The sequence below is a fragment of the Rhizobium sp. CIAT894 genome (genome assembly GCF_000172795.2).
In the GTDB taxonomy this organism is placed as follows: domain Bacteria; phylum Pseudomonadota; class Alphaproteobacteria; order Rhizobiales; family Rhizobiaceae; genus Rhizobium.
In genome coordinates, this window is sequence record NZ_CP020947.1 from 1,569,318 (window position 1) to 1,592,768 (window position 23,451).

21 protein-coding genes, 3 tRNA genes and 1 riboswitch are annotated in these 23,451 nt (G+C 60.9%); of the genes, 18 read left to right on the forward strand and 6 right to left on the reverse strand.

The window, feature by feature from the left end; genetic code table 11:
- Positions 1-173: 173 nt before the first annotated feature.
- The 4 genes from pstS to pstB all read left to right on the forward strand — a co-directional run bounded on the left by pstS (position 174) and on the right by pstB (position 3,929).
- A complete protein-coding gene (gene pstS, locus RHEC894_RS07820) occupies positions 174-1,196 on the forward strand; it encodes a phosphate ABC transporter substrate-binding protein PstS (protein WP_085736857.1) in 1,023 nt (340 codons plus the stop codon).
- Positions 1,197-1,283: 87 nt separating this feature from the next.
- Positions 1,284-2,261, forward strand: coding sequence for a phosphate ABC transporter permease subunit PstC (gene pstC, locus RHEC894_RS07825; RefSeq protein ID WP_085736858.1), 978 nt, complete (start codon positions 1,284-1,286; stop codon positions 2,259-2,261).
- A gap of 1 nt (position 2,262) precedes the next feature.
- Positions 2,263-3,120 (forward strand): phosphate ABC transporter permease PstA, encoded by an 858-nt coding sequence (pstA, locus tag RHEC894_RS07830; protein WP_085736859.1) that lies wholly within the window; start codon positions 2,263-2,265, stop codon positions 3,118-3,120.
- Positions 3,117-3,929, forward strand: a complete 813-nt coding sequence (pstB, locus tag RHEC894_RS07835; RefSeq protein WP_206427901.1) for a phosphate ABC transporter ATP-binding protein PstB — start codon at positions 3,117-3,119, stop codon at positions 3,927-3,929. Before pstA ends, pstB begins: the two co-directional genes overlap by 4 nt.
- A 15-nt stretch (positions 3,930-3,944) precedes the next feature.
- Here the strand turns inward: pstB and RHEC894_RS07840 are convergent, their stop codons facing one another.
- Positions 3,945-5,189: a cytochrome P450 gene (locus tag RHEC894_RS07840; RefSeq protein WP_085736860.1), complete on the reverse strand. Its 1,245-nt coding sequence runs from the start codon at positions 5,187-5,189 to the stop codon at positions 3,945-3,947.
- A gap of 152 nt (positions 5,190-5,341) precedes the next feature.
- Entirely contained in the window at positions 5,342-6,595 is a 1,254-nt protein-coding gene (locus RHEC894_RS07845; RefSeq protein WP_085736861.1) for a GGDEF domain-containing protein, read from the reverse strand.
- A 442-nt stretch (positions 6,596-7,037) separates the two neighbouring features.
- On the opposite strand from RHEC894_RS07845, the gene clpP reads away from it, so the two are divergent.
- The 6 genes from clpP to RHEC894_RS07875 all read left to right on the forward strand — a co-directional run bounded on the left by clpP (position 7,038) and on the right by RHEC894_RS07875 (position 16,152).
- Positions 7,038-7,667 carry an ATP-dependent Clp endopeptidase proteolytic subunit ClpP gene (clpP, locus tag RHEC894_RS07850; RefSeq protein ID WP_003573944.1) on the forward strand — a complete coding sequence of 210 codons (630 nt, stop codon included), beginning with the start codon at positions 7,038-7,040 and terminating at the stop codon, positions 7,665-7,667.
- 303 nt (positions 7,668-7,970) lie between these two features.
- On the forward strand, positions 7,971-9,248 hold the full coding sequence (clpX, locus tag RHEC894_RS07855; RefSeq protein WP_085736862.1) for an ATP-dependent Clp protease ATP-binding subunit ClpX: 1,278 nt from the start codon (positions 7,971-7,973) through the stop codon (positions 9,246-9,248).
- Between the two features lie 423 nt (positions 9,249-9,671).
- Positions 9,672-12,089: an endopeptidase La gene (gene lon / locus RHEC894_RS07860; RefSeq protein ID WP_085736863.1), complete on the forward strand. Its 2,418-nt coding sequence runs from the start codon at positions 9,672-9,674 to the stop codon at positions 12,087-12,089.
- A 206-nt stretch (positions 12,090-12,295) separates the two neighbouring features.
- Positions 12,296-12,571, forward strand: coding sequence for a DNA-binding protein HupB (hupB, locus tag RHEC894_RS07865; protein WP_003558438.1), 276 nt, complete (start codon positions 12,296-12,298; stop codon positions 12,569-12,571).
- Positions 12,572-12,711: 140 nt separating this feature from the next.
- Positions 12,712-12,866, forward strand: a riboswitch (FMN riboswitch).
- A gap of 92 nt (positions 12,867-12,958) precedes the next feature.
- A complete protein-coding gene (locus RHEC894_RS07870; protein ID WP_085736864.1) occupies positions 12,959-13,858 on the forward strand; it encodes a DMT family transporter in 900 nt (299 codons plus the stop codon).
- Positions 13,859-13,953: 95 nt separating this feature from the next.
- Positions 13,954-16,152, forward strand: a complete 2,199-nt coding sequence (locus RHEC894_RS07875; protein ID WP_085738901.1) for an esterase-like activity of phytase family protein — start codon at positions 13,954-13,956, stop codon at positions 16,150-16,152.
- A 437-nt stretch (positions 16,153-16,589) separates the two neighbouring features.
- Here the strand turns inward: RHEC894_RS07875 and RHEC894_RS07880 are convergent, their stop codons facing one another.
- A complete protein-coding gene (locus RHEC894_RS07880) occupies positions 16,590-17,576 on the reverse strand; it encodes an aldo/keto reductase (protein ID WP_085736865.1) in 987 nt (328 codons plus the stop codon).
- Between the two features lie 127 nt (positions 17,577-17,703).
- Here RHEC894_RS07880 and RHEC894_RS07885 point away from each other — a divergent pair, with 127 nt between their 5' ends.
- Positions 17,704-18,126, forward strand: coding sequence for a cupin domain-containing protein (locus RHEC894_RS07885; protein ID WP_085738902.1), 423 nt, complete (start codon positions 17,704-17,706; stop codon positions 18,124-18,126).
- A gap of 106 nt (positions 18,127-18,232) precedes the next feature.
- Here the strand turns inward: RHEC894_RS07885 and RHEC894_RS07890 are convergent, their stop codons facing one another.
- Positions 18,233-18,838 (reverse strand): class I SAM-dependent methyltransferase, encoded by a 606-nt coding sequence (locus RHEC894_RS07890; protein WP_085736866.1) that lies wholly within the window; start codon positions 18,836-18,838, stop codon positions 18,233-18,235.
- Between the two features lie 163 nt (positions 18,839-19,001).
- Here RHEC894_RS07890 and RHEC894_RS07895 point away from each other — a divergent pair, with 163 nt between their 5' ends.
- Both RHEC894_RS07895 and RHEC894_RS07900 read left to right on the forward strand, forming a co-directional pair.
- A complete protein-coding gene (locus RHEC894_RS07895) occupies positions 19,002-19,355 on the forward strand; it encodes a hypothetical protein (protein ID WP_085736867.1) in 354 nt (117 codons plus the stop codon).
- Positions 19,356-19,563: 208 nt separating this feature from the next.
- Positions 19,564-20,112: a glutathione peroxidase gene (locus tag RHEC894_RS07900; protein ID WP_085738903.1), complete on the forward strand. Its 549-nt coding sequence runs from the start codon at positions 19,564-19,566 to the stop codon at positions 20,110-20,112.
- A gap of 297 nt (positions 20,113-20,409) precedes the next feature.
- Here the strand turns inward: RHEC894_RS07900 and RHEC894_RS33890 are convergent, their stop codons facing one another.
- Both RHEC894_RS33890 and RHEC894_RS07910 read right to left on the reverse strand, forming a co-directional pair.
- Complete coding sequence (locus tag RHEC894_RS33890) at positions 20,410-20,622, reverse strand: hypothetical protein (protein ID WP_010067918.1); 213 nt, start codon at positions 20,620-20,622, stop codon at positions 20,410-20,412.
- Between the two features lie 264 nt (positions 20,623-20,886).
- Positions 20,887-20,962: transfer RNA gene (locus tag RHEC894_RS07910), tRNA-Val, on the reverse strand.
- 412 nt (positions 20,963-21,374) lie between these two features.
- On the opposite strand from RHEC894_RS07910, the gene RHEC894_RS07915 reads away from it, so the two are divergent.
- The 5 genes from RHEC894_RS07915 (at position 21,375) to RHEC894_RS07935 (ending at position 23,421) form a co-directional block, all read left to right on the forward strand.
- Positions 21,375-21,451: transfer RNA gene (locus RHEC894_RS07915), tRNA-Asp, on the forward strand.
- A gap of 84 nt (positions 21,452-21,535) precedes the next feature.
- A tRNA-Asp gene (locus tag RHEC894_RS07920) sits at positions 21,536-21,612 on the forward strand.
- A 238-nt stretch (positions 21,613-21,850) separates the two neighbouring features.
- A complete protein-coding gene (locus RHEC894_RS32895) occupies positions 21,851-22,225 on the forward strand; it encodes an NADH-quinone oxidoreductase subunit A (protein ID WP_164517672.1) in 375 nt (124 codons plus the stop codon).
- A complete protein-coding gene (locus RHEC894_RS07930; protein WP_085736869.1) occupies positions 22,216-22,800 on the forward strand; it encodes an NADH-quinone oxidoreductase subunit B in 585 nt (194 codons plus the stop codon). The genes RHEC894_RS32895 and RHEC894_RS07930 overlap by 10 nt, the downstream gene beginning before the upstream one ends.
- An 18-nt stretch (positions 22,801-22,818) precedes the next feature.
- Positions 22,819-23,421, forward strand: a complete 603-nt coding sequence (locus RHEC894_RS07935; RefSeq protein WP_085736870.1) for an NADH-quinone oxidoreductase subunit C — start codon at positions 22,819-22,821, stop codon at positions 23,419-23,421.
- The last annotated feature ends 30 nt before the right edge of the window (positions 23,422-23,451 follow it).

A 23,451-nucleotide genomic window follows, 5' to 3' on the forward strand; every position in this document is an offset into this window, starting at 1 on the left:
CAGGCGCAGCGTTTGACGCACGGCCGCGCAACGGCCAAAAGCCGTCATCAGACTGTAATAATACGCGCCTAGCCCGCCTGATGTGACGTGAATTTCAGCGCCCCAGACAATGGATACCCCCTCCATGGCGCTGATCTCGTCATCCCGTCAAATCCATTAGGGAAGCGCTTCATATGCTCACCAGGAAACTCCTTTCGGCCTGCCTCGGTGCGGGCCTTGTTGCCGCTCTGGCGGTTTCGGCATCGGCTGCCGATATCACCGGCGCCGGCTCCACCTTCGTCTATCCGGTTCTGTCCAAGTGGTCTGCCGACTATAACAAGCAGACCGGCGACAAGCTGAACTACCAGTCGATCGGTTCGGGCGGCGGTATCGCCCAGATCAAGGCTGCAACGGTTGATTTCGGCGCGTCCGACAAGCCGCTCGAGCCGAAGGAACTCTCCGATGGTGGCTTTGGCCAGTTTCCGCTCGTCGTCGGCGGCATCGTTCCCGTCATCAACGTCAAGGGCATCAAGTCCGGCGAACTGAAACTGACAGGCAAGGTTCTCGCCGATATCTACCTCGGCAACGTCACCAAGTGGAACGACAAGGCCATCGCCGATCTGAACCCGGGCCTGAAGCTGCCCGACAGCCAGATCGCCGTCGTTCACCGTTCGGACGGTTCGGGCACCTCCTTCAACTGGACCAACTATTTCTCCAAGGTCAACGAAGACTGGAAGAGCAAGGTCGGTGAAGGCACCGCGGTCAACTGGCCGGTCGGCATCGGCGGCAAGGGTAACGAAGGCGTTGCCGCTTACGTCACCCGCGTCAAGGATTCGATCGGCTATGTCGAATATGCCTATGCCCTGCAGAACAAGCTGCCCTACGTTCTGATCCAGAACGCTGCCGGCCAGTATCCGAAGCCGAATGCCGAAAGCTTCTCTGCCGCGGCCGCCAGCGCCGAATGGACCAAGGCCCAGGACTTTTACCTGATCATGACCAACGCTCCGGGCGAAAAGGCCTGGCCGGTGACCGCCACGACCTGGGCGATCATGTACAAGGAGCCGAAGGATGCGGCACGCTCCAAGGCTGCCTTCGCCTTCTTCAAGTGGGCGCTCGAAAACGGCCAGAAGGAAGCCTCTTCCCTCGACTACGTTCCGCTTCCCGAAACCCTCGTGAAGCAGATCGAGGACTATTGGACGGCTTCCTTCAAGAGCTGATCCCTGCAGGACGTAAGGTCGGGGCGGAAGGCGAGGCTTTCCGCCCCGAACGCCGTTGATACCCTCAAAGCAGTCGAGCCTATTGATATGAGCGAAGCATTGGCATCGCTGCCCGCTTCCGGAGCGGGCGTGAAGCGTCGCGATGGTGCGACCGGCGATCGTATTTTCCATTGGATAGTTTTGGGCTGCGGCCTGTTCGTTCTCGCGGCATTGCTGGCAGCGGCGATTTCCATGGCCTTGAGCGGGTTTCAGGCGTTCCGGACCTTCGGCCTCGGTTTCCTCACCGGCACCGAATGGGATCCTGTTGCCGGGCAGTTTGCCGGGCTCGTGCCGATCTACGGCACGCTGGTCACCTCGGCGCTCGCCATGCTCATCGGCGTTCCCGTCAGCCTCGGCATCGCGGTGTTCATTACCGAAGTCGCGCCGCGCTCCGTTCGCGGGCCGATCGGCGGCGCCGTCGAGCTTCTCGCCGGCATCCCGTCGATCATTTACGGCATGTGGGGCCTCTTCACCTTCGCCCCCTTCATGTCGGATTACGTCCAGCCGGTGCTGATCGACTGGCTGGGCCCGATCCCGGTAATCGGCGCGCTGTTCTCAGGCGCGCCGCTGGGCATCGGCATGCTGACGTCGGGCATCGTGCTGGCGATCATGATCATCCCCTTCATCTCCTCGGTCATGCGCGACGTCTTCCTGGTCGTCCCCGCGCAGCTGAAGGAATCGGCCTATGCGCTGGGTTCGACCAAGTGGGAGGTGGTGCGCGACATCGTCATCCCGCATACCCGCACCGCCGTCGTCGGCGGCATCTTCCTCGGTCTCGGCCGCGCGCTCGGCGAGACGATGGCGGTGACCTTCGTGCTCGGCAACACCCACAATATCGCCGTGTCGCTGATGGAGCCCGGCACCTCGATCGCCGCCACGCTCGCCAACGAGTTCGCCGAGGCGTCGGACGATCTCTACCGGTCGTCGCTCGCAGCTCTCGGCCTCATCCTCTTTGTCGTCACCTTCATCGTTCTGGCGGCCGCCAAGCTTATGCTGGTGCGCATGGCAAAGCAGAGAGGCGAGTAATATGGCCAGCTATTCCGGTTCCCTTTACCGCCGCCGCCAGATCCGCAGCGCAATTGCGCTGACGTTTTGCGGCTTCGCGACCGTGCTCGGCCTGGTCTTTCTGGTCTGGATCCTCTGGACGACGCTGATACACGGCCTGTCCGCACTCAGCCCCGGTCTCATCACCGAAATGACGCCGCCGCCCGGCGAAGACGGCGGCGGCCTCGCCAACGCCTTCATGGGCAGCCTGCTGATGGTCGCCCTCGCCGTCGTCATCGGCACGCCGATCGGCGTCCTGGCCGGCACCTATCTGTCGGAGTTCAGCCGCGGCAAAAAGCTTGGCGAGGCAATTCGCTTCGTCAACGATATCCTGCTCTCCGCACCGTCGATCATCATCGGCCTGTTCGTCTACGAGCTGGTCGTGCGTCCGACGTCACGCTTCTCCGGCTTTGCCGGCGGCATCGCGCTTGCCTTCATCTTCCTGCCGGTCGTCGTGCGCACGACAGACGAGATGCTGCGTCTGGTTCCCGATGTCATGCGCGAGGCGGCATTGTCGCTCGGCATCCCGCGCTGGAAGGTGACGGTCAACGTGCTTTATCGCGCCGCTTCCACCGGCATTCTGACCGGTATCCTGCTGGCGATCGCCCGCATTTCCGGCGAAACGGCGCCGCTGCTCTTTACGGCTCTGAATAACCAGTATTGGAGCCTCGATATGTCACAGCCGATGGCGAACATTCCCGTCGTCATCTTCCAGTTCGCTATGAGCCCCTATGAGCAATGGCAGAATCTCGCCTGGGCCGGTGCCTTCGTGATGACCGCCGTCGTTTTGATCCTGAGCGTCGTCTCGCGCTCCGTCCTGAACCGAAAAGGTGGGAAATGATGCTTCAGTCCGCAGACACTTTCGATGCCGCCGGCAAGGCGGAAAAACACCTGGCCAAAGACAAGATCGTGCTGGAGAAGGTCAATTTCTATTACGGCGACGCCCATGCGATCAGGGATGTGAGCCTGAACTTCCCCGAGCGTCAGGTCTCGGCCCTGATCGGCCCGTCCGGCTGCGGTAAGTCCACGCTGCTGCGCATCCTCAACCGCATCTACATGCTCTATCCGAAGATGCGTGCCACCGGCTCGATCAAGCTCGACGGCAAGAATATCCTCGACCCTGGCTTTTCGATGAACGAGCTGCGCGCCCGCGTCGGCATGGTGTTCCAGAAGCCGGTGCCGTTCCCGATGTCGATCTACGACAACATCGCCTACGGCATTCGCCATCACGAGCGCCTCGGCAAGGCCGAGATGGACGTCCGCGTCGAGCAGGCGCTGCGTCAGGCCGCCCTCTGGGATGAGGTCAAGGACAAGCTGAAGGGCAGCGGCCTCGGTCTTTCCGGCGGTCAGCAGCAGCGTCTCTGCATCGCCCGCGGCGTGGCGCTGCGCCCGGAGGTCCTGCTTCTCGACGAGCCGACCTCTGCCCTCGATCCGATCTCGACCGCCAAGGTGGAAGAGCTGGTCGCGCAGCTGAAGGCCGAGTTCACGATCGTCATCGTCACCCACAATATGCAGCAGGCAAGCCGCATCTCCGAAAATACCGCCTTCATGTATCTCGGAGAGCTGATCGAATACGGCCCGACCGCACAAATCTTCCAGTCGCCGAAGGTCAAGCGCACGGAAGATTATATCACCGGCCGCTACGGCTGATCTGCGATCCCGGGATCACCACTGCAGATCCAGCCGGTCGAGCCCGTGGAAATGGTAGACATCCTTGACGTCAGGCGTCGTTGCCAGCCTCAGGCCGGCAAGCCTTGCAAACAGGATCGGCAGCACGACATTGAGCTCCAGCCGCGCCAGCGGTGCGCCGATGCAGAAATGGATGCCGGCGCCGAAGGAGAGGTTCGCCGCCTCGTTGCGGTCGGGGCGGAAGGTGAGGGGATCGGTGAATTTCGCCGGGTCGAGATTGGCGGCGGCGAGAATGAGGCTGACCTTGTCGCCGCGCTGGAAGGAGACGCCGTCGATTTCGGCCGGCTCGAGCGCCCAGCGCTGGAAGATGTGGACCGGCGCGCAGATGCGCAAGGTTTCCTCGACAGTGCGCTCCGTCGCTGCTTCGTCGCGGAAGAGTTCCGCCGGATCTGCGCCGCTGTCGAGGATGGTGCGCACCGAATTGCCGATCTGATGCACGGTCGCCTCGTGCCCGGCGTTGAGCAGCACGATCGTCGTCGAGATCAGCTCCTCCTCGCTCAGATACTGGCCCTTATGCTCGGTATGGATCATGTGGGTCAGCAGGTCGTCGCGCGGCTCGGCGCGGCGCTCGGCGATGACAGTCCTGACATAGTCGGAAAATTCCTTCGCCGCCCGTTCGGCCTCGTCCTCCTGTTCGCGCGTGCGGCCGAACATGTACATGCGGACATAGGCGTGCGACCAGGCGAGCAACTGCGGTCCCATCTCCTCGGGAATGCCGATCATCCGGGCGATCATCGTCACCGGGATGATGTCGGCAAAGGCAGAGAGCAGCTCGACCTCGCCCTTCTCCGCAAAGCCGTCGATCAGCCGGTTGGCGAGTTCGGCAAGCTCCGGTTTCATCTTCTCGACATGGCGCGAGACGAAGGCGCGGTTGACGAGCGTGCGCAGCCGCGTGTGCTCCGGCGGTTCGAGTTCGAGCAGGGAATAACGTTCCGAGAGATCGAAACTGGCAAGATGCGGCATCGGCTCGGCAAGGCCGAGCTCCTCGCGGCTGGCGATATGCAGGATCTGCCGGCCGAAGCGGCGGTCGCGCAGCAGTCCGTTCACCTGGTCGTAGCCGGTGAAGAACCATTGTTTCTGCTCGCTCCAGTAGAATGTCGGGCAATGGGCGTGAAGCGCGGCATAGACGGCATTCGGATTGCTGTAGAAATCAGGATTGCGGGCGTCGAGCGAGACGTGGCGGCGGGCAGGGTCGATCGAAAGAAAGGGCGGTATCATCATGCCCCGAGGCTTAGCGGATTTGCCGGACCTCGAAAAGATGTCGGGGCAGGGGCGTTCTCGACCGCGCGTCCAGGGCTCGCGCGGTCGGATGCTCTATCACTTGAGGATTTGCTCACAACCCCGAGAATCGATTCCGGTTTCCGGATCTTGAGTTATCCGGCGCGCGACAGCGTGCCCATGCGCCGCAAAGCCTCGACCTGATCGTCGACCGTCGGCACGAGTTCGCCGGCGGTGCTGCTCGGCGTCGCCGGTGCCGGGGCTGCGGCCTCCGCTTCGCCGAAGGTGACCGTGCAGTTGCGCCCGGCGCCCTTCGCCGCATAGAGCGCCCGGTCGGCAGCCGAGATCAGCTTGTCGATATTGGCGTCGATCGAGGCGGCGAGCGCGATGCCGATGCTGACGGTGGCCGGAACGATCGCCTCGCCGGTGCTGATGGGAAGACGGCAGAATTCGGTGCGGATCGCTTCGGCGATCGCTTCGGCTTCCGTCTGGTCGGCGACGGCGGCGAAGGCTGCGAATTCTTCGCCGCCCATACGGCCGAAGATATTGTTCGGAATATACTGGCGGGCCATCCGCGCGAAGGCGGTCAGCACGGCATCGCCGGACTGGTGGCCGAAACGGTCGTTAACGCGCTTGAAATGGTCGAGATCGAAGAGCATCACCGCGACCTGGCGCTGGTCGTCATGAGCCTTTTCCTGGATGGCGCCGAAATAGCCGAGCAGACCGCGGCGATTGAGGACGCCCGTCAGCGAATCGGTCAGGGTGAGGGCGCGCAGGTGCCGTTCGGAGCGTTCCATGATCAGCCGGCAGGTGAAGGCGAAGGCAATGGTCAGCAGGAAGGCGCTTGCCATGGCTGAGGCGCCGCCGAGGTTGGTTGCCTCGATATCGCTCGGCAGGGTCAGCGCCATCGTCAGCGCCGAGCCGAAGCAAAGGCAGCCCTGGATGACGAAGACGCCCATCAGCTTGACCCGGGTGCGCTCGCGGCGCATGTCGCCCGCGGCAACCGCAAGCGCCAGCGCCGTCGCACCCGTCGCCGAAGCGAGGTTGTAGAGCACCACCCGGTTTGAATAATCGTTGTTGACCCACGGCAGGAAGACCCCGGCCAGCCAGATCGCCGGCGGCAGCAGCGCCCACCATTCGATCCGCTTGCGGTCGAGCGCCAGAAAACCTGCCACCCAGGCGCTCTGGCCGAGCAGCGCAATGGCATTGCCGATCTCGATGGACAGCACGCTCGGCACCTGGCCGCGCAGCGCGATCATCGCAAAGCCGATGCCGGTCAAAAGGAAGCCGAGGCCCCAATAGAGATAGGCCTCGTTCCGGACATTGTGGCGCCAGGCGACGAACAGCACCAAAGCGAGCGTCATGGCCTCCGAACACCAGATGGCGAGACCTGTAGCGATATTGAACACGGCAGCAACCCCTTGCCTGTCGGCCCCTGTTTGTCGGGCCCTTGTCTGTTGGGCCTTTGTCTGTCGGCCCTGATTAGGCCTGTCTGTTGGGTCGCATCCTTGCCGAGGAAGTTCGCCACTTCCTTAATGTTGCCGCACTGCGGCATGGTTTTCGGCGGATATCTGCCGGTAGGCTTTCCGTCGGGTAAACGTGTGTGAGCATCGTCGAATGGAGTAAGGCTTCCTTCATCTTGTCACGGAGAAAAGCCGGGGGAGACGGCGCTGAGGGCTCGCCGTCGACCGGCGTTTGGAGGAAAGAGGCTCGGAACGGCCGCCTTGCCCCGCCTTCTTAACGTTATCCCAATGCGTGTCTTGAAGAGGAGGGCCGGGACACTCTATGTAGGGATAAGACATTTTCTTTGATTCCCGGCGCCGGCCGGCGAGACGTTGACAAAGGACGCACATGAGAAACCCAGTCGATACCGCAATGGCCCTCGTGCCGATGGTCGTGGAACAGACCAACCGCGGTGAACGCTCCTACGACATCTATTCCCGCCTGTTGAAGGAACGCATCATCTTCCTGACGGGTGCCGTCGAAGACCACATGGCGACGCTTGTCTGCGCTCAGCTTCTTTTCCTCGAGGCAGAAAACCCGAAGAAGGAAATCGCCCTCTACATCAATTCGCCGGGCGGCGTCGTCACTGCCGGTATGGCGATCTACGACACGATGCAGTTCATCAAGCCCGCGGTTTCGACGCTCTGCATCGGCCAGGCCGCCTCCATGGGCTCGCTGCTTCTGGCTGCCGGCCACAAGGACATGCGCTTCGCCACCCCGAATTCCCGCATCATGGTGCATCAGCCTTCCGGCGGCTTCCAGGGCCAGGCTTCGGACATCGAGCGCCACGCCCGCGACATCCTCAAGATGAAGCGCCGCCTCAACGAGGTCTACGTCAAGCACACTGGCCGCACCTATGAGGAAGTTGAAAAGACGCTCGATCGTGACCATTTCATGGATGCGGACGAAGCCCAGGGCTGGGGCGTCATCGACAAGGTTCTGACGTCGCGCCTCGAAATGGAAGGCGAGCAGGCCTAGTAATTAATTGGGATGGTGTTTTCCTCGCCACAGTTCTATCTCATTTGTGATCGAACAAGGCTTTCAACTGGCGACGAAGACGCTAATAGTAACTATTAATGCTATGTTGAATTTTTATGACATAGCATTCGGCATTCGAAGGGGAATTCGTTGCCGCCGGAACCCGGACATGGTTGATTGGGAGCCGGTTCGTAGCCCCTGAAGCCCTTCTCGGCAAAGGCTCCGGAAACGGAGTGCCGCCAGGAGCTGATAGAGTGGACCGCGATTTCGCCTTGAAATGCGGCGTGCTGGAAGGAAAGTGATATGAGCAAGGTCAGCGGCAGCAACGGCGGCGACTCCAAGAACACGCTTTATTGTTCGTTCTGCGGTAAGAGCCAGCACGAAGTCCGGAAACTGATTGCCGGACCGACCGTCTTCATCTGCGATGAATGCGTCGAATTGTGCATGGACATCATCCGCGAGGAGAACAAGTCCTCGATGGTCAAGTCCCGCGACGGCGTTCCGACGCCCCAGGACATCATCAAGGTCCTCGACGAATACGTCATCGGCCAGCGGCAGGCGAAGAAAATCCTGTCGGTTGCCGTTCATAATCATTACAAGCGCCTGGCGCATGCCTCCAAGAACGGCGAAGTCGAGCTGGCGAAGTCGAACATCATGCTCGTCGGCCCCACCGGCTGCGGCAAGACCTATCTTGCTCAGACGCTTGCCCGCATCATCGACGTTCCCTTCACCATGGCCGATGCGACGACGCTGACCGAGGCTGGTTACGTCGGTGAAGATGTCGAAAACATCATCCTGAAGCTCCTGCAGGCGGCCGACTACAATGTCGAGCGTGCCCAGCGCGGCATCGTCTACATCGACGAAGTCGACAAGATTTCCCGCAAGTCCGGCAACCCGTCGATCACTCGCGATGTCTCGGGCGAGGGCGTGCAGCAGGCGTTTCTGAAGATCATGGAAGGCACGGTCGCTTCCGTCCCGCCGCAGGGCGGCCGCAAGCACCCGCAGCAGGAATTCCTGCAGGTCGACACGACGAACATCCTGTTCATCTGCGGTGGCGCCTTCGCCGGTCTCGACAAGATCATCTCCGCCCGCGGCGAGAAGACCTCGATCGGCTTCGGCGCGACCGTCAAGGCCCAGGACGACCGCCGCGTCGGCGAAGTCCTGCGCGAACTGGAGCCGGAAGACCTGGTCAAGTTCGGCCTCATCCCCGAATTCATCGGCCGTCTGCCGGTTCTGGCGACGCTTGAGGATCTCGACGAGGACGCGCTGATCCAGATCCTGTCCGAGCCGAAGAATGCGCTGATCAAGCAGTATCAGCGCCTGTTCGAGATGGAAGACGTCGAACTGACCTTCCACGAGGATGCGCTGCGCGAAATCGCCCGCAAGGCGATCGTTCGTAAGACCGGCGCCCGCGGCCTTCGTTCGATCATGGAGAAGATCCTGCTCGACACGATGTTCGAACTGCCGACGCTGGAAGGCGTGCGTGAAGTGGTCATCTCCGAGGAAGTGGTGCGCGGTTCGGCTCGTCCGCTCTACATCTATGCCGATCGTCAGGAAGAAAAGGCCAACGCTTCGGCGTGACCTTGAGACTTTCGCACGATTATTTTGAGGGGCTTGCCATAGGCGAGCCCCTTTCTATTTGAAAAACCATGCAAGGCGCTGTTAGTATTTTGCCGGTGGGGACCGAAATTGACTTTGCCGATGTTTCGCAAGGGCCGATGTTGCGTAAGGTAGAGTGCTTGGCAATGATGCGGTGATTCCGTAAGCCTATTGCTGGTGTTTGTATTTTAGCCGGGTCGGAAGTGGTAAGCGCCGGTCCAGCCACGCACTTCATAGTGTTGGCGTTCCGTTGTAATAAAGCCGTCACATCCGGGGAACGCGGGCGTTAGCGTGGCTTGAAAAGCGTAGTCAGGACCTCCACTTGTAGAGCCAAGTGAGAGTGCCGGCCGGTCCCAAGCGGCCGTGCAGAGAGCCCGGCAACGGGACGATGGAAAGGACTTAAAAATGACGAAGAAAACGTCTGTAGCGAGCAGTACTGCCTACCCTGTTCTGCCCTTGCGCGACATCGTGGTTTTCCCGCATATGATCGTGCCGCTGTTCGTCGGACGGGAAAAGTCGATCCGTGCGCTCGAAGAGGTCATGGGTTCCGACAAGCAGATCATGCTGGTGACGCAGATCAACGCCAGTGACGACGATCCGGATCCTTCCGCGATCCACAGCGTCGGCACCGTGGCGAACGTGTTGCAGCTCCTGAAGCTGCCCGACGGCACCGTCAAGGTTCTGGTCGAAGGCCGCGCCCGCGCCGAGATCGACACCTATACCAGCCGCGAGGATTTCTATGAGGCGCTCGGCCATGTGCTCGAGGAACCGCATGACGATCCGGTGGAACTGGAAGCCTTGTCGCGTTCGGTCGTTTCCGAATTCGAGAGCTATGTGAAGCTCAACAAGAAGATTTCGCCTGAAGTGGTCGGCGCAGCCAGCCAGATCGACGACTATTCCAAGCTCGCCGATACGGTCGCCTCGCATCTGTCGATCAAGATCACCGAGAAGCAGGAGATGCTGGAAACCACCAGCGTCAAGGCTCGCTTGGAAAAGGCCCTCGGCTTCATGGAAGGCGAGATCTCGGTCCTGCAGGTCGAAAAGCGCATCCGCTCGCGCGTCAAGCGCCAGATGGAGAAGACCCAGCGCGAGTACTACCTGAACGAACAGATGAAGGCGATCCAGAAGGAACTCGGCGACGGCGAAGAAGGCCGCGACGAGATGAGCGAACTGGAAGAGCGCATCGCCAAGACCAAGCTGTCCAAGGAAGCCCGTGAGAAGGCCGATGCGGAGCTGAAGAAGCTGCGCCAGATGAGCCCGATGTCGGCGGAAGCCACCGTCGTGCGCAATTATCTGGACTGGCTGCTGGGTATTCCCTGGGGCAAGAAGTCGAAGATCAAGGCCGATCTCAACAATGCCGAGAAGATCCTCGAAGCCGATCACTTCGGTCTCGACAAGGTCAAGGAGCGCATCGTCGAATATCTGGCCGTGCAGGCCCGCGCCACCAAGATCAAGGGCCCGATTCTGTGCCTGGTCGGCCCTCCGGGCGTCGGCAAGACCTCGCTCGCCCAGTCGATCGCCAAGGCGACCGGCCGTGAGTATGTCCGCATGGCGCTTGGCGGCGTTCGCGACGAAGCCGAAATCCGCGGTCACCGCCGCACCTATATCGGCTCGATGCCCGGCAAGGTCATCCAGTCGATGAAGAAGGCGAAGAAGTCCAACCCGCTCTTCCTGCTCGACGAGATCGACAAGCTCGGCCAGGATTATCGCGGCGACCCGTCTTCGGCCCTGCTCGAGGTCCTCGATCCGGCTCAGAATTCGACCTTCATGGACCACTATCTGGAAGTCGAATACGACCTGTCGGACGTGATGTTCATCACGACGGCGAATACGCTGAATATTCCGGCACCCCTGATGGACCGCATGGAAATCATCCGTATCGCCGGCTACACCGAAGACGAAAAGCGCGAGATCGCCAAGCGGCATCTGCTGCCGAAGGCCATCAAGGAACATGCGTTGCAGCCGGAAGAATTCTCGGTCAGTGACGACGCCCTGATGGCGATCAGCCAGCAGTACACTCGTGAGGCTGGTGTGCGCAGCTTCGAACGCGAATTGATGAAGCTCGCTCGCAAGGCGGTCACCGAGATCATCAAGGGCAAGACGAAGTCCGTTCACGTGACGGCCGCCAACATCTCCGACTATCTGGGCGTTCCGCGCTTCCGCCACGGCGAAGCCGAGGGCGAGGATCAGGTCGGCGTTGTCACCGGTCTTGCCTGGACGGAAGTCGGCGGCGAGCTGCTGACCATCGAAGGCGTGATGATGCCGGGCAAGGGCCGCATGACGGTCACCGGCAATCTGAAGGACGTTATGAAGGAATCGATCTCGGCAGCGGCCTCCTATGTCCGCTCGCGCGCTGTCGATTTCGGCATCGAGCCGCCGCGCTTCGATAAGAGCGACATCCACGTGCACGTGCCGGAAGGCGCGACGCCGAAGGATGGCCCCTCGGCCGGCGTCGCCATGGCGACCGCCATCGTCTCGATCATGACCGGCATCCCGGTCAACAGGCATGTGGCCATGACCGGTGAAATCACCCTTCGCGGCCGGGTGCTGCCGATCGGCGGTCTCAAGGAAAAGCTGCTCGCAGCGCTTCGCGGCGGCATCAAGAAGGTGCTGATTCCGGAAGAAAACGCCAAGGACCTGGCGGAGATTCCTGATAACGTGAAGAACAGCATGGAGATCATCCCGGTCTCCCGCATGGGCGAGGTGATCAAGCATGCGCTGATCCGGCGGCCGGAGCCGATCGAATGGGACGGCACGGTGGAAACGCCTGTCATCACTTCGGTCGAAGGCCTTGATGAGACAGGCGCAACCATAGCGCATTGAATGGCCCGGGCCACATTTATGCCCCATTGGAGCAAAACACGAAAAAAGGCTGGCGTTTTCGCCAGCCTTTTTTGTGAAAACGTCATGGAGGCGCTTGCTTTTCCTTGATTTGCAGGGCTTTTGGGTTCCCGGCGGGCCTGATGAAACCTATTCGGCGCCTAGCTTACTATTGAGTCGTTTCATACCATTTAGAAAGGGGTGGAAACATGAACAAGAATGAACTCGTGTCCGCAGTCGCCGAAAAGGCAGGACTGACGAAGTCTGACGCGGCTTCCGCTGTTGACGCGGTTTTTGACGTTGTCCAGGCTGAACTCAAGAACAAGGGCGACATCCGCCTCGCGGGTTTCGGCAGCTTCACCGTTTCTCATCGCGCCGCAACGAAGGGCCGCAACCCGTCGACGGGTGCTGAAGTCGACATTCCGGCTCGCAACGTGCCGAAGTTCACGCCCGGCAAGGGCCTGAAGGACGCCGTCAACGGCTGATTTAAGATTATCCGCCAGCCGTAAACGAGACCGGCTGTGCAGGATTTTTAGAGGGGTTCGGCTTGGCCGGACCCCTTTTTGATTCGGGCTCGCTTTGTTTTGGCAGGTCTTGCCGTCGCGCCGGCTTTGATCTACGAGATTTCTGTTCTCAGGGCGGGGTGAAACTCCCCACCGGCGGTAGAGGGTCTCGGCCCAAGCCCGCGAGCGCCTGCTTCCGCGCCCATGCGGGGGAAGGGTCAGCAGATCCGGTGCGATTCCGGAGCCGACGGTATAGTCCGGATGGAAGAGAATGAGCGTCGGCTGTGCGAAGGGCAGGGGATACCTGTCTCGCCCGTTCGGGGCTCATGCGTCCTGATTTATGTTGGTCCTGTAGTTTGGATGAAAGACATGAATCAGACTTCCCTTGCCGTCGAGCCGTCCCGCGCCCTCGTCGGTGCCTTTTGGATGGTCCTTGCCGGCATCGCCTTTTCGCTTCTCAACGTCGTCATCCAATGGCTGACGATGAAGCTTGGCTTTCCCTCGGCCTCGGCAGCCTTCTGGCAATATGGCTTCGCCTTCGCCTTTTCGTTGCCGTTCCTTCGCAGGCTCGGGCTTGCGGCGATGCGGACGCATTATCCCTGGCGCCACCTCGCGCGCGTCGCCCTTGCCGCACTCGGCGTCGAGGCCTGGGTTGCCGGTCTTGCCGCGGTGCCGATCTGGCAGGCGATCGCACTGGTGATGACCTCGCCTTTCTTCATCATTCTCGGCGCCCGGCTTTTCCTTGGTGAGCGCGTCGGCCCGGCCCGCTGGGCGGCGACCGCAGTCGGTTTCACCGGCGCGATGATCATCCTGCAGCCATGGTCGGACGGCTTTGGCTGGGCCGCACTCCTGCCGGTGCTCTCGGCGCTGCTCTGGGGCGCCTCGTCGCTGATCACCAAGAGCCTGACGGGCATCGAACGGCCGGAAACGATCACCGTCTGGCTGCTCGTTCTGCTGACGCCGATAAACGGCGGTCTGGCGCTTGCGGCAGGCTTTGCCGTGCCGACGGGTGCAACCCTTGCCCTGTTCCTGCTGGCGGGGCTGTTGACCGCCGCAGCGCAGTATTTCCTCACACTTGCCTATGCCGCAGCGGATGCCGCCTACGTCCAGCCTTTCGATGACCTGAAGCTGCCGCTGAATGTGCTGGCCGGCTGGCTGTTCTTCGGTTATGCGCCGGCGGGTTACCTCTGGCTGGGTGCGGCCCTCATCCTTTCCGCCTCACTCTTCATCATGCGAAACGAGATGCGCCGGGAGCGAAAACCCGCCTGAGGTGATCCGCTGCAAAATGTCGCAGCTGTCATGCCTCTGTCACGCCGCTCCCGCAGAAAACTCATGTTTCGAATGTTCGACACATGGGGGATTTCATGACGATTTCATCGCGCAAAGCAGTGCTCGCTGCAGTGCTTCTCGCATCCGTTGCCTTTCCGGCCGCGGCCGAACCGGTCTTCAACCGGATCGCCTCTTTCCCGGTCGCGGAGAACCTGCCTGCGGACAAGGACAAGCTTTCGGCGACGTCGGCCGAAATCATCACCGCGACCGACGACGGCAACACGCTGATCTATAGCGACAGCCCGCTCGGCGCGATCGGCTTCATCGACATTACCGACGCCAAGGCGCCGAAATCAGGCGGCGCGCTGATGATGGACGGCGAACCGACCTCGATCACCTCGAGCGCCGGCAAGGCGCTGGTTGCCGTCAACACCTCCGAAAGCAAGGCGAAGCCCTCGGGCCGCCTTTCGATCGTCGACGTGGCGAAGAAGACGATCGAAAACAGCTGCGATCTCGGCGGCCAGCCGGATTCGATCGCGCTCAACAAGGACAAGACGCTCGGCGCCATTGCGATCGAAAACGAGCGCGACGAAGAGGTCAACGACGGCAAGATCCCGCAGATGCCGGCCGGCGATCTGGTCGTCTTCCAGCTGAAGAACGGCACTGTGGATTGCGGCACCATCAAGCACGTGGCGTTGACCGGTCTCGCCGGCGTCGCCCCTGAGGATCCGGAGCCGGAATTCGTCGCCTTCAACGGCCTGAACGAGATTGCGCTGACGCTGCAGGAAAACAACGAGATCGTCATCATCGACGCCAATACGGCTCAGGTGAAAACACATTTCTCCGCCGGCAGCGTCGATCTCACCGGCATCGACACCAAGCGGGACGGTGCCTTGAAATTCACCGGCGAATTGAAGGGCGTGTCGCGCGAGCCCGACGCCGTGAAATGGCTGGACGACAACCGCCTCGTCGTCGCCAATGAAGGCGACTATCAGGGTGGCTCGCGCGGTTTCACCATCTTCGACAAGACGGGCAAGCTTCTCTACGAATCGGGTGCATCCTTCGAACGCGCGGTCGCCCATATCGGCCACTATCCGGAAAGCCGTTCGGGATCGAAGGGCGTCGAGCCGGAAGGCCTCGAAGCCGCCAGGTTTGGCGACGACCAATATTTCTTTCTGCTCGCCGAGCGTGCCTCGGTCGTCGGCGTCTATAGGGATACCGGCGCCGATCCCGAACTCGTGCAGCTTCTGCCATCGGGGATTTCGCCGGAAGGCGGGATCGCCATTCCTGCACGCAATCTCTTCGCCACAGCCAACGAACTCGACCTCGGCAAGGACGGTGGCGCTCGCTCGCATGTCATGATTTATGAGCGTGGGGAGGGTGAAAAGGCTTATCCGCAGATTGTCTCCGCCGACAAGGACGGCAATCCGATCGGCTTTGCAGCTCTTTCGGGCCTTGCCGCCGTTCCGGGCAAGCCGGGCATGCTCTACGCCGTCAGCGACAGCGTTCTCGGCTCGCAGCCGACGATCTATACGATCGATGCCAGCAAGAAGCCGGCTGTCATCACCGACGCTCTCGTCGTCAAGCGTGACGGCGCCCCGGCCCAGAAGCTCGACATCGAAGGCATCGCTGTTGCCGCCGACGGCTCCTTCTGGCTCGCCTCGGAAGGCTACAGCGAGCGTCTCGTCCCGCACGCTCTCTACAACGTCAACGCCAAGGGCGACATCAAGGCCGAGATCGCCCTGCCGAAAGAGCTTGCCGCCAACGAAATCCGCTTCGGTTTCGAAGGCGTGACCATTATCGGCACCGGCGACGACGCGACACTCTGGATGGCGGTCCAGCGCGAGTGGGCTGATGATGAGAAGGGCTTCGTCAAGCTCGTCTCCTACAATCCGAAGAAGAAGGAATGGGGCGCAGTGCGCTATCCGCTCGACAAGACGGAAAGCGGCTGGGTCGGCCTGTCGGAGATTTCGGCTCATGGCGACAGCGTCTACATCATCGAACGCGACAACCTCGTCGGCGATGCCGCCAAGCTGAAAAAGCTCTATAAGGTGGCGATCTCGGAACTGAAACCCGCCAAGCTCGGCGGTGAACTGCCGGTGGTCAAGAAGACCGAAGCCCACGACTTCCTCGGCGAACTGAAGAGCGTGACGAACGGCTATGTGCTCGACAAGCTCGAAGGCTTTTCCTTCGACGCCTCAGGCAAACCCTACGCCGTCACCGACAACGACGGCGTCAGCGATTCCTCCGGCGAGACTCTGTTCTTCCCGGTTGATCTGACTGCTACGAACTGAGTTGCGATAGAGAGATAAAGGAGGCCGGGCCAAAGCCCGGCCTCGCTTTTTTGAGGCGGAGGATCCGTAGGGCGTCCGCATTCGAAAGCGAAGGGCGAGGGCATCCGACTGAAGAACATTTGCAAGCAGAGTGCTTTGGCATGGATGCTCGGATCAAGTCCGAGCATGACGGAGATTGGGAGGACGCGACTGGCAGGAGGCGTGATGTTTGTACAATTTCAACAGCATGCGGATGCAGTGAGGTCGGAGTTTGGCATAGGCGCCTCCCCACCCTCCGTCATCCTCGGCCTTGAGCCGAGGATCCATGCCGCGGCCTCTCACGCGTGCGGGTGAATGCTGGGCTCAAGGCCGCGGATGGAGGAGGAGAGGGTTGAGACCTTTAACAAGTGCGAGTCATCGACGCTTCCCACAGCCCTCAAAAACAAGCAGCTCCAGCCTTACCAGCGCTGATGCACATGCGGCGCGATCAGCCGCTCGTAGATCTCGCGCGTTGCCGCCATGACATCGGCCGACAGCGGCGCAAGGTCGGCGGCGGCAGCGTTGGTTCTCGCCTGCTCGCCATTGCGGGCGCCGGGGATGACGACGGTTACGGCTTCAGCCATCAGGATCCAGCGCAGTGCAAAGGCCGCCATCGTGGCGCCGGCAGGCACTAGCCTGCGCACCTCTTCCACCGCCTGCAGGCCGACCTCGAAAGGCACGCCGGCAAAGGTCTCGCCGACATCGAAGGCTTCGCCGTGGCGGTTGAAATTCCGGTGGTCGTCGCTGGCGAAGTGGGTATCGCGGGTGATTTTGCCGGAGAGAAGGCCGCTTGCCAGCGGCACGCGGGCGATGATCGCCACGTTCCTGCGGCGTGCTTCGGCGAAGAACAGGTGGTCGGGGCGCTGGCGGAAGATATTATAGATGATCTGGATGCTGACGACGCCGGGATATTCGATCGCCTTCAGCCCATCCTCGACCTTTTCGACGCTGACGCCGTAGCCCTTGATCTTGCCGGCCTGCTGCAGCGCATCGAGAGCCTCGAAGACTTCGGGCTGGTAAAGCACGTCGCGCGGCGGGCAGTGCAGTTGCACGAGGTCGAGGCTGTCGACGGCAAGATTTGTCAGGCTGCGGTCGATGAAGCCTTCGAGATTGGCCTTGCTGTAGCCTTCCGCCACATGCGGATTGAGGCGGCGGCCCGCCTTGGTGGCAACCATCGGGCGGGCCCCGCCACGCGTCTTCAAGACGTCTGCGATGATCTTTTCCGAGCGGCCGTCGCCATAGACGTCAGCGGTATCGATGAAGGTCATGCCGGCATCGAGCGCGGCATTCAGCGCCGCGCGTCCATCCGCCTCGCTGATATCGCCCCAGGAACCGCCGATCTGCCAGGCTCCGAAGCCGACATTGGTGACGGTAAACGGCATGCGGCCGAAAGCATGGTGTTTCATGAAAAAAATCCTTCGTAAGTGATGAAAGATATTGGCCTATCAGCCGGGCGATCATGCGGCAATTGCAGATCCGGTCTTGATTGGTCGCCTCGATGAAATATCGTCGGCTTACAAGGCTTCAACCGCAATGAATGGAAAAGGAAAGATCATGGAGATCAAATCCGCAGGCTCCAGCCCCTCGATGAAGCCACCGGCCGACTATTTCACCGGCGCCGTCCGCCAGGATCCGCTGATGGAGGCGCCCGAGCCGGCCCGGATGAGAGCAACCTCCGTCACCTTCGAGCCCGGCGCCCGCACGGCCTGGCACACACATCCGCTCGGCCAGACGCTGATCGTCACGTCAGGCAGGGGCCTCGCCCAAAGCTGGGGCAGTGAGATCCACGAAATCCGCGCCGGCGACACGGTCTGGTTCGCGCCGGGCGAAAAACATTGGCATGGTGCTGCCCCGGACACGGCCTTGACGCACATCGCCATTCACGAGGCGCTGGACGGCAGGCATGTCGACTGGATGGAGCAGGTCAGCGACGCGCAATATTCCGGGAGGGCCTAAGCATGTCTCGCAAAAGTGTGCAGCGGTTTTTGCGATAAAGATATGCGCAAAAAAACCAAAGCGCGGGCCGAGCGAATCTGAAAGATCGCGCCGCGCTTTAGGCGAATCAAAGCCGCTTCAGGCAATAGGAAAAATGCGCATGTGATTCGACCGTCAGGAATTCGAATTGCCAGCCGTAATCCTTGCAGAATTTGGTGACCGCCTCGACGACGCCATAGACGATCGGCTTGACCGTATTGCCGGTGCAGAAATCATGCCCGGCAATGCGCCCCGTCCGCTTCACCTTCTTTTCGCAGAGCAGCAATTCCTGCCAGGTGAGTTCGAAGGAATGGTCGGTGTCGATATAGGCCCAGTCGAGGAAATCGTCCTCGAATTCGGCGAGCTTCTCCAGCGATGTGCCTTGCATCAGATGCAGCCGGCCCGCTTCGATCTCGGCCGCGAATTTCGTGTGGACCGCGTCAAGCCCGGAGCTGTAGCGATCCATCGACCAGGGATCGATGAGGTAGAGCTGCGCCGGGCGGTTCTTTTCCAGGATCTCCGCCGTATATTCGCCGAAGGCCGCGCCGACCTCGACGCCGATACCGCCGTTCGGGATGCGGTAGAGCAACTCGCCGCGATCCGGCAGCAGGCGGGCGTTTTCCATATGATGGGCGCTGAGCGGGGTGCGCGGCATGCTCGCCCGAAGCGCCCGCCTGTCTTCACGTGTTTTCATCTCTGATCTCGGGATTGCGGGCTGCTGGCGGCCCTGATGCGATATGACGGGAACGTAGGAGCAGTCGCGGCCGATGACAACCACATGACAGGAATTTGCTTCTTTCGAACAAATCGCTAAGTTTCACCTGTGGACTGACGAGAGCCCCGGGAGGAGCGATTTCATGAGACGCATGTGGCCTGAAGAATTCAACGCCATCATCAGCGGAGCCGAGGAGGTGGTGTTGGAAGCGCCCGCCGATGCCGGTGAAGCACCGCTGCACCGCAAGGCGCTGAAGGCGCGCATCAGCATGGACGATTATGAGCGCATCTGGCCGCTCGCCGAGATGCGCTTCCGGCTTGGCGAAAAAGATGGCAAGGCCATCACCCTGATCACCACCAATCCCCATTACCACGCCTGGCACCCGAAGGACGGCGGCAGCGTCGATTCCGTGTCGGACAGCGGCCGCCATTACAAGACGGACTATATCGTCGTGCACTTCCTGCTCGACGACGTGAAGGAAACATCTCCCGCCTGATAGATTTAAGCCCGGATGCCAACGCGCGTCGCGTCGAACTTGTTTCGCGTGACGCGCTTAAGCTCTTGGCTTTTGGCGTATCCCGGAACCGGGTGCGCGGGCGGTACGCACCGGTGTCTTCTAACGCCGAATTGATTCCGCCGCTGATGACAATGGCGGTGATAACGCTAAGTTTGGCGACCATGTTCCCATGAAGTTGGAGGTTCCCGTGACGGGCAATGTGCTGGATATTCCGGTCAAGACTGTGGATGGTCGTGAAACCACGCTCAATGACTACAAGGGCAGGGTGCTGCTGGTCGTCAATGTCGCCTCGAAATGCGGGCTCACGCCGCAATATGAGGGGCTCGAAAAGCTCTATGGCGAAAAGCGCGAGCGCGGCTTCGTCATCGCCGCTTTCCCCGCCAACGATTTCAAGGGCCAGGAGCCCGGCACTGACGCCGAGATCCTCGATTTCTGCACCAGCACCTACGACGTCACCTTCCCGATTTTCTCGAAGATCTCGGTCAAGGGCGATGCCCAGCACCCGCTTTACCGCCAATTGACCAAATCGGGCGTGGCGACCACAGGCGACGGCCCGATGCGCGAACGCCTGAAATCCCACGGCATATCGGGCGGCGACAAGGACGATATCCTCTGGAATTTCGAAAAATTCCTGATCGGCCGCGACGGCAAAGTCGCCGCTCGATTCGCGCCTGACGTGACGGCGGATGATTCGCGGCTGGTTTCGGCGGTGGATAAAGAACTGGCAAAGGGATGAATGGCGGGCGATGCGCGCCCGTCACACACGAGGGGCGCTCCGAATTGCCGCTTCGGAATCCCCAAATTCATCGCTTCGGGAATCCGAAATCCGCGGCGTTTCGCGCGGTGCCGGCAGGAAAAAACATCCAATGATTTCAATCCCGCCACCAGTTTCGGGATTCCGAAGTTCTATATAGAGTCTGGTGGGGAGTTCCCAGCCAAGGCATCTGGCCGCGTCGCAGTCACAGAGCCACGGATGCCATCGGACGACCAAACACGTCCGGGCTGCCATGGTTCGCAAAAGCGGAGCAGGTCTTCAGATCCCAAGCACGGTCACAAGCGGCGGTGTAAAGTCCTTGAAGCCCAGTCTCGGCCAGTCGCACCTGATATCAAACTGCGTCTTCGGCGCGTGGCGCTGGCATTTCGGATTCGTCTTGAAGGCGTATCCGGGCAGGCTGACATAGATGGCACTTGGCGTGCAAAGGGCAATCGCGATGCACAGGGTAAATGCGGAGCTGAGAGCCCTCACGGCACACCTCCAGGCGTCATAAGCCTCCAAACGCGGAGACTTTCCGGGGAGCGATTCTCCCACTTTTGCCGGCCCCCATCCATTCGCCCAATAGGAGGTGGCCCGGCGGCTGGAGTAGTCCGTTTTGGTGGAGCTGACCTTCAGACGGCGCCGTATCGCAACCTGCCTGGCGCTCTGGTGGATCTAATTGGAATGGGAGATACGGTAACGAAGCAGCCGAGGCGTCTGCCTGAGACAGCTGTCATTTGACACTTAAGGAAAAAATGGTGGGCGATGAGAGACTCGAACTCCCGACATCCTCGGTGTAAACGAGGCGCTCTACCAACTGAGCTAATCGCCCATCGCTGGCGAAACCGGATCGGCCTGCCGCGTTGGTGGCCGTGATCTATGCGGATCGCGGCAAAACCGCAAGAGTGTTTGTGAAGATTTTTTGATTTTTTTGGCGGCGGTTGCGCTCCTGCGATCTCGATCGGCCACGGCGGGGCTGTGGATAAAGGGGAGGGGACGGCGGCGGCCATGTCGGCTTCGACTGTGCCGGCGGCTTCGATCGGGCGTCGGTACGGCTGCGGAAACGGAATTGCCGGCTTTTCCCTTGCTCCGTGCGGGCCTTGCCGAAACAATTCAACGACTGTCATGGTTTTGTCTCCAAACCTGCTTGACACTAAAAGGCGAACCCCGTAGTTAGCCGCTCATCGAAACGGGCAGCCGTTTTGGTGAGGGTGCGAAGGCATCCGGACTGCTTGAAATGAATTGCGGGTGTAGCTCAGTCGGTTAGAGTGCCGGCCTGTCACGCCGGAGGTCGCGGGTTCGAGCCCCGTCACTCGCGCCATTTCAAGTCTTGTAGAACGCAAATGCGATTTGTCGTTCGTCCGGTTTTCTTCATCCTCGCGGTCGCAAATGGCCGGTCCTATGCGCGGGTGTAGCTCAGTCGGTTAGAGTGCCGGCCTGTCACGCCGGAGGTCGCGGGTTCGAGCCCCGTCACTCGCGCCATTTTCTTCACAAAGCCATGCAGTTTCCAGTGGTCAGACATGCAGCTTCAGGCGGCTTGGGCGGATTTGTCGCGACATCGTTGCATCTGCTTGATAATGTCCGCGCGCGACGCGTCGAATTGCCTCTGTTAATCTCTTGCGCCGGGGCTTCGGCTGCGCTAACCACGGCTTGTTGCAACGCACGTTCGCTTGCCGGGCATTTGCCCAAATGCGCCGCCTGGCGCCTCCGGCAAGCAGGGATGAACATGATGACTGAACTGCTCAGTTCCTATATTCCGATCGCTATCTTCATTGCTATCGCGCTCGTTATCGGCCTGGCGCTGCTTATCGCGCCGTTCGCCGTCGCCTTCAAAGCGCCCGATTCGGAAAAGCTCTCGGCTTACGAATGCGGCTTCAACGCTTTCGACGACGCCCGCATGAAGTTCGACATCCGTTTCTACCTCGTGTCGATCCTCTTTATCATCTTCGACCTCGAAGTCGCCTTCCTCTTCCCCTGGGCCGTTTCCTTCGGCGCCATCGGCTGGTTCGGCTTCTGGTCCATGATGGTCTTCCTCTTCGTGCTGACCATCGGCTTTATCTATGAATGGAAAAAGGGAGCCCTGGAATGGGAGTAGCCCCTGTGAGCAATCAGCCGCTCGTCGCCCAGCAGCCGAAGGGGATCATCGATCCCTCCACCGGCAAGCCGATCGGCAGCAGCGACGCATTCTTTGGCGAGATCAACAACGAGCTCGCCGACAAGGGTTTCCTCGTCACCTCGACCGACGAGCTGATCAACTGGGCCCGTACCGGCTCGCTGATGTGGATGACCTTCGGTCTTGCCTGCTGCGCCGTCGAAATGATGCAGCTGTCGATGCCGCGTTATGACGTCGAGCGCTTCGGTTTTGCGCCGCGCGCCTCGCCGCGCCAGTCCGACGTCATGATCGTGGCCGGCACGCTGACCAACAAGATGGCGCCGGCGCTGCGCAAGGTCTACGACCAGATGCCCGAGCCGCGCTACGTCATCTCGATGGGCTCCTGCGCCAATGGCGGCGGTTACTATCACTATTCCTATTCGGTGGTGCGCGGTTGCGACCGCATCGTGCCGATCGATATCTATGTGCCGGGCTGTCCCCCCACGGCAGAGGCGCTGCTCTACGGCGTGCTTCTGCTGCAGAAGAAGATCCGGCGCACCGGCACGATCGAACGCTAAGGGTTAAGGACTAGGCATATGAGTGAAGCCCTGACTGAGCTTGCGTCCTACCTTGGCGAAGCGCGCGGCAATCTGATCGCCGCATCGCAGATGAAGTATGGCGAGCTGACGCTGACGGCGACGGGTGAAAACCTGATCGCGCTGCTGACCTTCCTGCGCGACGACGCCAAATGCGGCTTCGTCAACCTGATCGATATTTGCGGCGTCGACTGGCCGCAGCGCGAGCTGCGTTTCGACGTCGTCTATCACCTGTTGTCGCCGAAGCAGAACCTGCGCATCCGCGTCAAGGTCGCAACCGACGAGGATACGCCGGTTCCCTCGGCCTGCGCCGTTCATCCCGGCGCCGACTGGTTCGAGCGCGAAACCTGGGACATGTACGGCGTGCTCTTCACCGGCCATCCGGACCTGCGCCGCATCCTGACCGACTACGGCTTCGAAGGCCACCCGCTGCGTAAGGACTTCCCGACCACGGGTTTCGTCGAAGTCCGTTACGACGACGCGGCAAAACGCGTAGTATATGAGCCGGTTGAGCTCAAACAGGAATTCCGCAATTTCGACTTTATGTCGCCTTGGGAAGGCACGGATTACGTGCTGCCCGGCGACGAAAAAGCGAAGCAATAAATTTAAGGCGGCTGGTGGGTTTGTGTCCGC

Bases quoted from the DNA above. Each gene is read 5' to 3' on its own strand.
- pstS (WP_085736857.1), top strand. From the start codon at position 174: ATGCTCACCAGGAAACTCCTTTCGGCCTGCCTCGGTGCGGGCCTTGTT.
- pstC (WP_085736858.1), top strand. From the start codon at position 1,284: ATGAGCGAAGCATTGGCATCGCTGCCCGCTTCCGGAGCGGGCGTGAAG.
- pstA (WP_085736859.1), top strand. From the start codon at position 2,263: ATGGCCAGCTATTCCGGTTCCCTTTACCGCCGCCGCCAGATCCGCAGC.
- pstB (WP_206427901.1), top strand. From the start codon at position 3,117: ATGATGCTTCAGTCCGCAGACACTTTCGATGCCGCCGGCAAGGCGGAA.
- RHEC894_RS07840 (WP_085736860.1), bottom strand. From the start codon at position 5,189: ATGATGATACCGCCCTTTCTTTCGATCGACCCTGCCCGCCGCCACGTC.
- clpP (WP_003573944.1), top strand. From the start codon at position 7,038: ATGAGAAACCCAGTCGATACCGCAATGGCCCTCGTGCCGATGGTCGTG.
- clpX (WP_085736862.1), top strand. From the start codon at position 7,971: ATGAGCAAGGTCAGCGGCAGCAACGGCGGCGACTCCAAGAACACGCTT.
- lon (WP_085736863.1), top strand. From the start codon at position 9,672: ATGACGAAGAAAACGTCTGTAGCGAGCAGTACTGCCTACCCTGTTCTG.
- hupB (WP_003558438.1), top strand. From the start codon at position 12,296: ATGAACAAGAATGAACTCGTGTCCGCAGTCGCCGAAAAGGCAGGACTG.
- RHEC894_RS07870 (WP_085736864.1), top strand. From the start codon at position 12,959: ATGAATCAGACTTCCCTTGCCGTCGAGCCGTCCCGCGCCCTCGTCGGT.
- RHEC894_RS07875 (WP_085738901.1), top strand. From the start codon at position 13,954: ATGACGATTTCATCGCGCAAAGCAGTGCTCGCTGCAGTGCTTCTCGCA.
- RHEC894_RS07880 (WP_085736865.1), bottom strand. From the start codon at position 17,576: ATGAAACACCATGCTTTCGGCCGCATGCCGTTTACCGTCACCAATGTC.
- RHEC894_RS07885 (WP_085738902.1), top strand. From the start codon at position 17,704: ATGAATGGAAAAGGAAAGATCATGGAGATCAAATCCGCAGGCTCCAGC.
- RHEC894_RS07890 (WP_085736866.1), bottom strand. From the start codon at position 18,838: ATGAAAACACGTGAAGACAGGCGGGCGCTTCGGGCGAGCATGCCGCGC.
- RHEC894_RS07895 (WP_085736867.1), top strand. From the start codon at position 19,002: ATGAGACGCATGTGGCCTGAAGAATTCAACGCCATCATCAGCGGAGCC.
- RHEC894_RS32895 (WP_164517672.1), top strand. From the start codon at position 21,851: ATGAACATGATGACTGAACTGCTCAGTTCCTATATTCCGATCGCTATC.
- RHEC894_RS07930 (WP_085736869.1), top strand. From the start codon at position 22,216: ATGGGAGTAGCCCCTGTGAGCAATCAGCCGCTCGTCGCCCAGCAGCCG.
- RHEC894_RS07935 (WP_085736870.1), top strand. From the start codon at position 22,819: ATGAGTGAAGCCCTGACTGAGCTTGCGTCCTACCTTGGCGAAGCGCGC.